This is a genomic window from Pseudescherichia sp. AS216 (assembly GCF_037152055.1).
Taxonomy (GTDB): domain Bacteria; phylum Pseudomonadota; class Gammaproteobacteria; order Enterobacterales; family Enterobacteriaceae; genus Pseudescherichia.
In genome coordinates this window covers 62996-75929 of record NZ_JBBCMV010000002.1, presented here as the reverse complement: position 1 = coordinate 75929, position 12934 = coordinate 62996, and the positions used below count along the sequence as shown (strand labels likewise).

2 protein-coding genes are annotated in these 12934 nt (G+C 59.7%); one reads left to right on the top strand and one right to left on the bottom strand.

The window, feature by feature from the left end:
• Positions 1 to 298: 298 nt before the first annotated feature.
• On the bottom strand, positions 299 to 427 hold the full coding sequence (locus WFN61_RS05870; RefSeq protein WP_337038218.1) for a hypothetical protein: 129 nt from the start codon (positions 425 to 427) through the stop codon (positions 299 to 301).
• Between the two features lie 33 nt (positions 428 to 460).
• On the opposite strand from WFN61_RS05870, the gene WFN61_RS05865 reads away from it, so the two are divergent.
• Positions 461 to 12832 carry an Ig-like domain-containing protein gene (locus WFN61_RS05865; RefSeq protein ID WP_337038574.1) on the top strand — a complete coding sequence of 4124 codons (12372 nt, stop codon included), beginning with the start codon at positions 461 to 463 and terminating at the stop codon, positions 12830 to 12832.
• Positions 12833 to 12934: the final 102 nt, after the last annotated feature.

Sequence of the window (12934 nt, the reverse complement as noted above, 5' to 3'; positions counted from 1 at the left end):
TTTTATTCAGAATAGAAAGGCTGCAAGAATATATTCAATATTCGCTATATAGGATATATCGTAATATTCTGCTTTGCTTCATGCTAATTATTAAAAATAGATCTATTCACTGCATGTACTATTTAAGTGACGCTTAAGTATTAACGATTTTGTTAACAATATATTCTGTATTTAAAAAAATGTGAAAATTTGTGACTTTAGCGTTTGCCTAATTTCAGACTATTGCGTATATATTTTAATGAGATCAATTCTGCACCGAAGTTATGTAAGAGGTATTAATTTATTTAAAAACAATCACTTATCGATCCACTGCCCAGTTTTTAGAAAAACGATTAATTTCTGCCACTTTATTTTGGTAGCGCTCTTCCTCTGCCAAAAATAGGGCTGGCACATGCACAAAATAGCGATCTAAATAGCGAGAGGACATTATATGGCTCCCCAAATTAGCCCTGCTGGGTCAGTGGATATTTTGAATAAAAAAACTGGTGATGTCGTTAGCCAATATGCCCAAAGTGCCGACCGAGTTGTTAATCTGACGCAGACCAGTATCGTTCGCATTAACGCTTCCCCAGAGTCTGTTAATTACTATCAGCGTGAAGGTAATGACCTGATCGTCCATATGAATGACGGTACTACGGTACGCTATCAGCGCTTTTTTGTGCTTGATGAGAATGGCCTACACAGCGAACTGATCTTTGAAGACGATTTGGGCGCGCACCATGCTGTCTTCCCGTTTGCCGAGGCCGCTGCGCCCGCTACTGCGGAAGCAATTGTGCCGGCACTCTCTGAAGCATCTGTAGATTCTCTTGTTGGTGCAGGAGGGATCTCTGCATTGGCCGTATTGGGCGGAGTAGCTGCAATCGGGGGTATTGTGGGTATCGCAGCCGCAGCGGGCGGCGGCGGTGGCGGCAGCAACCGTCAGGAAGCAGAGGATAATGGCGTCCTTCCTCCTATTGATGGGACACCGCCAGATAATGGCGGAACCACGCCGCCGGACGATGGTGGAACCACGCCGCCGGACGATGGCGGAACCACACCGCCGGACGATGGCGGAACCACGCCGCCAGTCGATGGCGGAACCACGCCGCCGGACGATGGCGGAACCACGCCGCCAGACGATGGCGGGACCACACCGCCGGATGATGGCGGAACCACGCCGCCGGATGATGGCGGAACCACACCGCCAGATGATGGTGGGGAGGAGCCTACTCCTCCTGTTTCTACTCTGCTGGTCGACCCATTGACAGGCGACAACGTATTAAATCAGCAAGAGGTGAGCGCGGCGCAGGTCCTGGCGGGAAGAACTGACCTGGTTAACGCAGGTAGTCTGATTACCGTAACGTTGGGCAGCAACACATGGCAGACAGTCGTTAATAGCGACGGTAGCTGGAGCCTGGAAATACCGGCCGCCGTTTTACAGTCTCTGTCACAGGGAGCAAATTCGCTTTCGGTTCTGCTTGTCGACAGTGCGGGCCGTACTGTAACAACCTCAGTGGATCTGCTGGTAGATACCGTTCCGCCCGTGCTCCAGATGACGCCCTTCGTACCAAACAATACGCTTGATATCTCCCAACTCAATACAGACAAGATCGTTCGCGGCTTCTCCAGCAGTGAAGATCAGGGCAGCGTAGTAACGGTAACGCTAAACGGCAAGAGCTACACCACCGCAGTAGACAGTCTTGGCCGCTGGCAGCTGAGCATCCCGCAGGCCGACATCCAGCAGCTACAGGATGGCCAGCCCTATACCGTGGAGTATCAGATCGTCGATATGGCGGGCAACGTCACGACCGGGCAAGCTGACTTCACCACTAACTTCACCAGTCCGCAGGTGAGTGTCAATCCGGTAACGGGGGACAACGTCCTTAATACCGCCGAGCTGCAGCTGAACCAGACACTCTCTGGCCAAACCGTGAATATCCCGGCGGGGCAGGTAGTGACAATTACGCTGGGAACGAAAACCTACTACGCCCAGGTGATGGGCGACGGCAGCTGGAAAACTACGCTGCCAGCAGGCGATCTCGCCTCCCTGACACAGGGCGATAATCCACTCACCGTCTCGGTGAATGATGCCAACGGCACGCCGGTGGTACGTACTGAAACGATCAACGTCGATAGCAGCCAGAGCGGCATTGCCATCGCTATTCTCTCGACCGACGACTACCTGAACGCCAACGAGGCGCAGAGCCCGCTGGAGGTGCGTGGTGTCACCACGGTGACCGGGCCGGACGTCAGTATCGTTGTTTTCTTTAACGGCAAACAGTATGCCGTCACCGCTATTGATGCCGCAGGAAACTGGAGCGTACAGATCCCTTCCGCCGATCTGCTACTGCTCCCGGATGGTCCAAACACTGTTGAAGCGGTCGTCACTCAGGGGGCTCAGTCCGCAGGCGACACCCACACCCTGAACGTGCAGATCCACTATCTGCCGATTCCGACCATTGATGCACCGTTTGGTGATGGCTACCTTAACAGCGTGGAAAAAGGGCTGGATCAGGTACTGAGCGGTAATACCGGCGTCTCCGGTAGCGGGCAGAGCGTAAGCGTGCAGCTGGCGGGGAAAACCTATCAGGCGCTGGTGGACGGCGACGGCAACTGGCGCGCGATCGTTCCCGCCAGCGATATGCAGACGATCCCGGATGGGCTCCTGACCATCAACGTCAATGCGATTGATGCTGCAGGCAACAGCGCGCCGCTCACCAGCACCGCGCAGGTGGATACCACTCTACCCGCGCTCAGTCTGCTGCCGCTGACGGCGGACGGCAAACTCAACGGCCAGGAGCTGGGGCAGGATCAGATTCTGAGCGGCATCAGCTCGGTCGCTGAACGCGGCCAGCCGGTGACGGTCGTGCTGAATGGCAAAACCTACACCGCTACAGTAGGGACGGATGGTAACTGGCAGCTGCCGCTTCCGGCAGCCGATCTGCAGCAGCTGAGCCAGGGTAGCTATCCGCTGACGGTGACGCTGACCGATACGGCCGGTAACACCCAGACCGTGACGCAAAATATCGATGTGAAAACCGCTTTACCTGCGCTTACCGTCCAGGCGCTGACCGACGGTAACGATCTGGATGCGGCAGAGATCAAGGTCGATCAGATCCTTCAGGGAACGGTTACCAATGCCGAGCCGGGTAGCGTAATTACCGTTACGCTCGGATCGGGCATCTATCAGGGCACCGTGGACGCGGGCGGCAACTGGCGCGTGACCTTGCCTGCCGTGGAGCTGCAAAAGCTTGCCGACGGCACCAACACCCTGACCGTTAGCGTAACCGACGGCTACGGCCAGAACACCTCGGTTGAGCATAGCTTTACCGTTGATACCACCGTTGATGCGGTGGCGATCAGCATTATCTCCAGCGATGACTACCTGAATTTTGATGAGGCGAGCAGCGATCTGGTGATCAACGGCAACAGCGCCGGGTTGCCGTTAGGTACTGTTGTAAACGTAACGCTGAACGGTCAAAACTATGTCGGCACTATTGCCGCCAACGGTGCATGGCAGGTGACGATAGCCTCTGCCGATCTGCTGGCGCTGAGCGATGGCTCTGCCGTGGTGACCGCCACTGCAACCGGCCCTAACGGTGTCGTCATCGACAGCCATACCTTTACGGTAATTGTTAACGATCTACCCCAGGCGGTGGTGAATACGCCGTTTGGGGATGGCGTTGTGAACCTTACCGAATCCGAGCGGGATCAGTTCGTGACCGGCAATACCGGCGTTACCGGCGCAGGGCAGACGGTTGTGGCGACCCTCAACGGGCAGCAGTACACCGGTACCGTTGCCGCCGATGGCAGCTGGTCGGTTGTCCTGCCTGCCGGGGCGATGACGACCCTGCCAGACGGCGCGGCATCGTTCGACGTGACCGTTACCGATGCCGCAGGCAACGATGCTTCCCAGACCATTCCATTCACCGTGGATAAAGTGCCGCCGGAGGTGACCGTCCAGCCCATCAACGGTACGGATACGCTCAACGCCACGCAGGTGCAGAGCAACCAGGCTATCAATGTTATCTCGCCGGATGCCGCCCAGGTGACCGTAAACATTAACGGTACAGGCTACACGGCACTGCCGGGTGCAACGCCGGGCAGCTGGGTGGTGACGCTGCCTGCCGGGGCGCTGGCTGCGCTGCCTGACGGACAGGTCGCCTATACCGTGACCGTGACCGATGCAGCCGGTAACGCAACCACCATTACCCGGGGTGTTAGCCTGGACGCGACGCCGCCGAACGTGGTGGTTGATCCGGTTACCCGTGATAACGTGCTCGATCCTGCCGAACTGGCAAACGGTTTTACCCTGACTGGCCGCACCGTGCCTGCCGATCCAGGCGCAACGGTGGCCCTTACCGTTAACGGCCAGCCGCTCAGCGGCGTGGTTAACGCAGATGGCAGCTGGGCGATACAGGTTCCAGCTACGGCCCTCAGCGGCCTCGGCGACGGTCCGCAGCAGCTTACGGTGACGGTCACGGACAGCGCGGGTAACGCCTCTGCACCGCTGAACGTTGGTTTTGCCGTTGACTCCACCGCCAGCGCGCTGCTGATCAATCCGGTGGAAGGGGATAACGCCATCAGCCTGGCGGATATCAGCGATGGGATCACCATTAGCGGCTCGTCGGTGCGCATTCCTGAAGGCACCCCGGTCACCGTCACCCTTAACGGGCAGCAGTACCAGGGCGTGGTGAACGCCGGTGGTTTCTGGACCGTGAACGTACCGACTGCCGCTGCTGCGCTGATTGCCGACGGTACGACAACCGTGACCGTCTCCTCGGTCGACGTTAACGGCGCACCGCTCTCCAGTGAGCAGCAGTTCCTGATCATCACCCAGCAGCTGCCGCTGGCAACGATCAACACGCCGTTTGGCGATGGTACTATCAATATCGTTGAGGCGGCGGCAGGCGGGGCATTGACCGGTACAACCGGCAGCCGTGGCGCAGGCCAGACCGTCACCGTCCAACTGGACAACAACGCGCCAATAACCGGTACGGTGGATGCCAACGGCAACTGGACGCTGCCGCTGACGCCAGCGCAAATCATTGGGCTGGGACAGGGATCGCATACGGTAACGGTGACCGTTGCGGATGCGGCGGGGAACCAGAATACCCAGACCGCACCGCTGAACGTGGATACCGTAGCGCCGCAGCTGACGATCAATGCCGTGACGCCGGATAACACCATCAACGGCAGTGAAGCCAGCGGGGCCATTGTCATTAGCGGCACTGGTGGGCCATACGATCCCCAGAACGTGCAGGCGGTGATCGTGCTGGTCAACGGCCAGAACTACGATGCCATTTTGCAGCCGGACGGAACCTGGAGCATTACGCTGCCAGCCGGAGCGCTGGCTAACGTTGCCGATGGTCCGGTGGCTATCTCGGCGAGGATCACCGATCCGGCGGGGAATACCACCACCATCCCAGGCAGCTTTACCCTTGATGCCTCGCCGTTGAATGCCCCGCTAGTTTCGGTGAACACCGTAGCGGCGGATAACTTTGTTAATGCGCTGGAAGCGCAGAGCCCGCTGACCATTAGCGGGACCACCACGCGCGTTGAGGCCGGGCAGACCGTTACGGTGACGTTGAGCGGCCAAACCTATACCGCTCAGGTCAATGGCGATGGTCGCTGGACGCTGGATGTGCCTGCCACAGCGCTGGCTGCGGTAGCTGATGGCACGCAAACCATCAGCGTGCAGGTGAGCGATCTGGCCGGTAACGTGGCGACCGGGGCGCAGAACGTGACCTTTGCTGCCACCCCGGCTTCTCAGCCGACGCTGACCGTAAATGTCGTGGCACAGGATGACATCGTCAATATTCAGGAGCAGGGTCGTGACCTGATCATCAGCGGCTCGTCGACTAATTTGGCGACTGGTACGGTGATCAGCGCGACCTTTGCTGGCGCGCCTTACAGCGCGACCGTAGGCAGCAACGGCAGCTGGCAGTTTATTGTGCCACAGGCAGTCGTGCAGACCCTCACTGAGGGTACCACCTATACCGTCACCGCCACGGCGGTGGATGCGGCGCAGAATAGTGCCCAGGCTACGCATACCGTTGGCGTCGATCTGACGCCGCCGCTGCTTACCGTGCAGACGGCAGGCACCTTCCTGGAGGATAACCGGGTCAATATCGCCGAGTCGCTGCTGGACCAAACCATCACCGGCACCGGTACGCCGGGCCTGACGGTGCTGCTGCCCATTAACGGCAAGACCATTTCAGCGGTCATTAACGGTGACGGCAACTGGAGCATGACTATTCCGGCGGCGGATTTGCAGTCGCTGCCGCAGGGTACTTCACAGCTGGGCTTCAGCGTTTCCGATCCGCAGGGCAACAGCCAGCCGGTAGCCGTGCCGATTAACGTCAATACCCAGAATGCACCAGCCATTACGCTCAACCCTGTCTTTGGCGATAACATCGCCAGCTCGGCAGAGCTGGCAGCGGGAACTACGCTGACCGGGACGGTAAGCGGCCTGCCAACCGGCACGCAGGTTACCGTTACTATTGGTACCCAAAGCTTCCTCGGCACCGTCACCGGTACCACCTGGGCCGTAACGGTGCCTGGAGAAGCAATCCAGGTCCAGGCGAACAGCATTCTGCCGATTACGGTAACGGCACTTGATGCATTTGGTAACCCGGCCACGGCCAGCGCCAGCCTTGACGCAGTGCGCTTTGGGCCGGTGGCGGAGCTGCCACCAGCGCTGTTTGGTGATGGCTACCTCAACCAGGTGGAGGCCAATACCGGGGCGCAGATCACCGGTTCGACCGGCCAGGCCGGGCCAAACCAGCAGGTGAGAATTGTCATTGATGGTCTGCAGGAGTTTGTGGGTACCGTAGACGTTAACGGAAACTGGACGGTGCCGTTAACGCCACAGCAGCTCAACGCCTTTACTGACGCGACCCACTCGATGACGGTAACCATTACCGATCGGGCGGGCAACGTCTCTACCTCGCCAGCGCAGAACTTTACTGTTCTTACCGATGCGCTGACCCCGCCGACGCTGGCTACCGCCTTTACGGATGGCTTCCTGAGCGCTGCCGAGACGCTAACTGACTCGGCGCTGACCGGGTCGACGGGCGTGCCTGCCGGTCAGGTAGGCAGCGTACTCGTGAGCATCAACAGCGGGCCGGCCATCGCCGCGACGGTAACAGGAGGCACCTGGACGCTGCCGCTGACCGCCGCCCAGCTGCAGGCGCTGCCGGATGGCGTGCTGAGCGTAAATATTACCGTCACCGATATCGCCGGGAACCAGATCAGCGGGCAGGGCAGCTTTGAGGCAATTGTCAATGCGCTGCCGCAGGCGCAGTTTGTCACGCCGTTTGGCGATGGCACTCTGAACTTCACCGAGTCGCAAAGCAATCAGGTGTTGCAGGGCAATACCGGGGTTACCGGGCCGGGGCAGACCGTTAGCGTGGCGTTAAGCACGGGTCAGATCTATACCGGGACGGTGCAGGAGAACGGCGACTGGACGATTACCCTACCTGCTGCCGATCTGCAAACGCTGGCGAATAACACCACCCCGACCTTTGAGGTCACCGTCACCGACCGCGCAGGCAATACCGATACCGATCCAGGCAGTTTCCAGGTGCGTACCGCGCTGCCTGCGCCGATTGCCAACAATCTGTTTGGCGATAACATTCTTAATATCAACGAAGCGGCTGGCGCGGTGCAGATCACCGGCTCTACCCAGGTGCTCGGGCCTAACCAGTTCGTGACTATCCGGGTTAATGTGAACGGCACGCCATATACCGCTAACGTGCTGGAAGACGGTACCTGGACCATTAATCTGCCAGCGGGCACGCTGCAGTCGCTGGCCCAGGGACCGCAGCAGTTGGTGATCTATGCTGAGGATCAGTACGGCAACAGTGCTACCGTCCCGGTACCGTACCAGGTGGCGCTGACCCCGCCAAACGTGACCATCACTACGCCGCTGTTTGGCGATAACGTGGTCAGCGTGGATGAGGCGAGCGGCACGAATACCATCGCCGGTAGCTTTACCACCCCCTATCCGGTAGGAAGCCGGGTTGATGTGACGGTGGGCGGTAAGCTCTTTACTAACGTGCCGGTAAACGGCACCACGTGGTCTCTGACGCTGACCGATGCCGACTGGGCGGGAGTCGCGCGCGGGGATCAGAGCGTGCAGGTTACGGTGACCGACGGCGCGGGCAACGCGAACAGCACCAGCGCCCCGGTGACTATCCTGATCGATGTGCCGACGCTGCAGGTGACTACACCGTTTGCTGGCGATAATGTCCTGACCTACGACGAGAGCCAGACGGTTCAGACCATCGCCGGGACCTCAACTAACCTGGAAGCCGGACAGCCGTTGCTGGTGACCTTCCCAGACGGACGCACCTTTACCACTACTATTCAGGCTAACGGCAGCTGGACGCTGCAGCTTACGCCAGCGGATATGGCAGGGCTGACGGCGGGCACCATCACCGTTCAGGCCACGGATCGCGCGGGCAACCTGGTGTCCATCGACGGCGGCACGCTGAGTGTCGACCTGACTCCGCCACCTGCCTTCCTGACGCTGGACGTGATTGCCAGCGATAACTTTGTCAATGCCAGCGAATTCACAAATGATACGCTGCTCATTAGCGGTCGCGCCGCGAACGTTACCGGGCTGATTAATGTGGTGCTTGACGGGAATTTCATTGGTAACACGACCATCGCAGCAGATGGCAGCTGGACCTTTAACGTTCCGCGTGCGCTGTTGAGCGAAGGACCGCACACGCTTGGTGTGGAGAGCTTTACCACGCCAGGTTTTGCCTCCATCCAGCCGTTTGTTGTCGATACCGCGGTGCCGACTATCACGCTGAATAACTTTGCCGGCGACAATTTCGTCAATGTTGATGAGAAGAGCCTGAGCCAGACCGTTAGCGGGACCGCCAGCGAGCCGGGCCGCGACGTACAGGTGACGCTCAACGGCAAAACCTACTATGCGACGGTCAACCCTCAGGGCGAATGGACGGTCACCGTTCCGCAGAGTGACGTCGCAGGGCTTACCGACGGCACCTATCCGCTGACTGCCAGCATTACCGATGCGGCAGGCAACCCGCAAAGCACCACCCAGACGGTAACGGTCGATGCCAGCGCGCCGCTGCTCTCCGTTGACGCCCTGGGCGTGCCGGCGGTGCTCAATACCACCAGCGCAGCGACAGGGCTGCTGCTCCAGGGGACGGGCGATCCAGGCAACGAGGTGACCATCCAGCTGGGGCCGATCAGCTGGACCGGGCAGGTCGATCAGCAGGGCAACTGGCGCTATGACTTCCCGAATATTGATCTGACAACCCTGGCCGATGGCCCGCAGGTGATCAGTATCTCTTCCCGGGACAGCGCAGGTAACGTCTCCACTAACAACGTCGCGCTGAACGTGGCGCTCAACCCCACTCTGGGCCTGCTCTTTGACTCGCTCTTCTTTGGCGATGGCATCCTGAACGTGGCCGAGTCGCTGGTTACCCAGACCCTGACGGGCCGGGTTGAAGGGGACTATCGCGGGGCGCGGGTCAACCTGACGCTGGTGGGTACGGACGTCACCATCAACGATCTACTGGTGGGGCCGGACGGCAGATTCTCCGTCAACCTGCCACCGGAGGTGTTGCAGGGGCTGGTGACCGACACCCTGTCGCTGCAGTTTGACGTCATCGACGCCAACGGTAATACCCGCCAGGAGATTGTCGACGTAGGCCTGGCGCTGACCGACCTGCCGGTAGTGGGCGAGATCCTGATGACGGCGGACAACGTGCTTAACAGCGTGGAGAGCGGCGTTGCCCAGACCCTCACCGGGACGCTTAACAACGCGGCAAACGTCACGGGGATGGTGGTTAACTTTGGTGGCCAGGCGATCAATGCGGTGGTCGATACCGTTACCGGGGCCTGGTCTGCCGTCCTGCCGGATACCCTGCTTAACACCCTGCCGGAAGGCCAGGCGAACGTGGGTCTGGTTATCAACGACGCCTTTGGCAACGTTATCAACACCAGCGCCAGCTTTAACGTGGCGCGGGCGTTGCCGACCATCGGGCTTGACCCGCTGTTTAGCGACGGCGTGCTGAGTATTCCTGAGCTGCTGGGCGCAGCCCTGAGCGGGACCTCTACCCGTCTGGCCGGGCAGCAGCTGACCATCCAGATCGGCAACGCAGAGGCCTTTACCACCAACGTCGACGGTAGCGGCCGCTGGGCTGTAAACCTGCCGGCGGCGGTGCAGGCTCTGCTACAGGGCATCGGCTCGGGAGATGTGCCGGTCACCATTAGCGCCTTCGACCAGTACGGCAACCCGGCAAGCCAGACTGCGCTGATTAAGGTGGATCTGGTCGCACCGGTGCTCAACAGCCTGGCGGTATTTACCGACAACGTGCTGAACGTAGCCGATTCGCTGCTGAATCAAACCATCAGCGGTGTCGTAGGCAATGCGCCGGTAGGCTCCCAGATCCAGGTCCAGGTGGCAGGGAAAACCTTCCTTGGCGCGGTCGGGGCGGGTGGCGTGTTCTCAATCAATCTGGCTCCATCCGATCTGACCGGCCTGCTGGACGGTGCCTTCCAGCCGCAGGTGACTATCGTCACCCCGGACGGTAACAGCGCGCAGATCGCCGCGCCGGTAGAGGTGCGGGTGGGCCTGGCTAATCTGCCGACGGTGGTGATCAACTCCCTGTTCGGCAACGATGGCTACATCAACCTTGCTGACCTGGGTGTCGCTCAGACCATCAGTGGGACGGCGGCAGGCCTTGCTTCGGGCCTCGTCACCGTGAACGTGGCGGGCCAGCCTTTCACCGGCAACGTGGTTGACGGGGTCTGGTCAGTGACGGTACCGGCAGGCGCATTAGCCGGTAGCGTGGTCAACGGCGCACTGAGCGTGACCGCCAGCGTAGTGGACACCGTCGGCAACGTGGTCACCGGCAACCAGGTCGTGAATGCCATCGTGCAGAACCTGCCGACGCTGGGCCTCAACACGCTGTTCGGCAACGGCACGCTGGATCTCGGCGATCTGCTCTCTACGCAGCTGCTGTCGGGGACCAGTACGAACCTGGCTGCCGGTACGATTATCGACGTTAAAATCGGTCCATTGAGCCTGACCACCACCGTTGGGGCGAACGGAACCTGGCAGCTGCCGGTGCCGACCGTCTCCTTACAAGGACTGGCGGACGGCGTACTGCAGGTCACTGCCACTGCCCGCGACGTGGCGGGTAACGTTGCCAACACTGCCCAGGATCTGACGGTGGCGATCCAGCAGGCACCTTCACTGCTGATCAACACCCTGTTTGGTGGCAACGGCCTGAATGCGGCTGAGATCCTCAGCGCGCAGGTGGTCAGCGGGACCAGTACCAACGCGGCCGGTTCGCTGGTCAACGTCTCTCTTGGCGGTAAAACCTATCAGTCAACGGTGGCGGCCAACGGCAACTGGTCGGTGTCGGTGCCAAAAACCGACCTGGCGGCGTTGCTGGATGGGACGCTGACGGTCAACGCCAGCCTGGTCAACCCGGCAGGTAAGAATGCTACCGCCACCTCGCTGGTGGATGTGATCACCCATAACCTGCCGACCATCTCGCTGACCTCGCTGTTTGGTAACGATGGCTATCTCAACATCAACGAGGCGGCGTCGGGCCAGGTTATCGGCGGTAAAATTGGCGGTGTACCGGCGGGAGCCTCGGTCGTTGTGACCCTCGGCGGAACGCCGATTAACGCCCTCGTTGATGCCGCAGGTAACTGGACGGCCACGGTTAGCAACTCGGTGCTGCAAAACCTCGCCACCGGGGCGCTGAAGGTGGGGGTAGCGGTAACCGACCGGGTGGGTAACACCACCGCAACCGAGGCGGACGTCGGCGTCAAGCTGACCCAGCCGACGCTGGCCATTACGCCGGTTACCAACCTGCTGGGCGTCATTGGCGGTGTGCTTACCGGCCTGCTCGGTTCGGCGAAGCTGACCATCAGCGGGACCTCCAACAACCTGGGGCAGGGGGCGCTGGTGCACCTTAACCTGCTCAACCTTGCGCAGGCCACGGCAATAACCGGTGCAGACGGTCGGTGGTCAACTACGCTTGATGTAGGGCTTGATTTAGCGAGGATTTTGTCGCTTGGCACGGTTATCAATCTCTATGCCGCAGACGTAGCAGGGAACGTGGGATACCTGAACGTTGGTCTCAACGGCAGCAACCCCACCACCACGCCGCCAGTTGGGGTGCAAACTCTGGCAGCAGATGCCTCCAGCTTCTCGCTGCTGGCAGCCAGTGCGGTAGAGAGCAGCGATACCACCCAGCAGACCACGGAGGAGAACAGCGCAACGCATGCCGCCGTGAGCCGTGTTGCGGCGACCCCTGCCAGCGAAGAGAGCACCGCTGACACTAGCGCGCAGAGCGCCACGGCCGACGATGCTTTCACTATTGGCGGCCTGAGCATCACCCTGGCCGACGGGACGCAGCAGAGCGGTGAGAGCGTACAGGGTAGCGCCGGTAGCGACACTATCCACCTCTCAACGCTGGGCTTTATCGATATCAACGGGGGCGCGGGCACCGATACCCTGGTGCTGGATGGCGTCAATATGATCCTTAACCTGATTGATACCGCAAGCCGTGTCCACAACGTCGAGATCATCGACCTCGGTAAATCGGGGACTAACAGCCTGACGCTCGATCTGAACGAAGCGCTGACGGTAACCGATAAGCCGGAAGACGATCTGGTGATTAAAGGCAGCAACGGTGACCAGGTGAATCTGGTGCATGGGGCGAACGACATCTGGGCTATTAGCGGTCAGCGCGAAGTCGATGGGATGCAGTTCGATGTCTATCACAACAGTGCTCAAAACACGACGTTAGGCGATGTGTTGGTCCAGCAAGGGCTGCACGTCAACATGGTATAGCGTTATCCCTGTCATTTATGCCTCAGGGATGAGGCATAAAAGATAAAAAAGTTGTCAGGGAAAGTCAGGGTGGATAGATGAAAGCAAAGGCATTGTATGTCG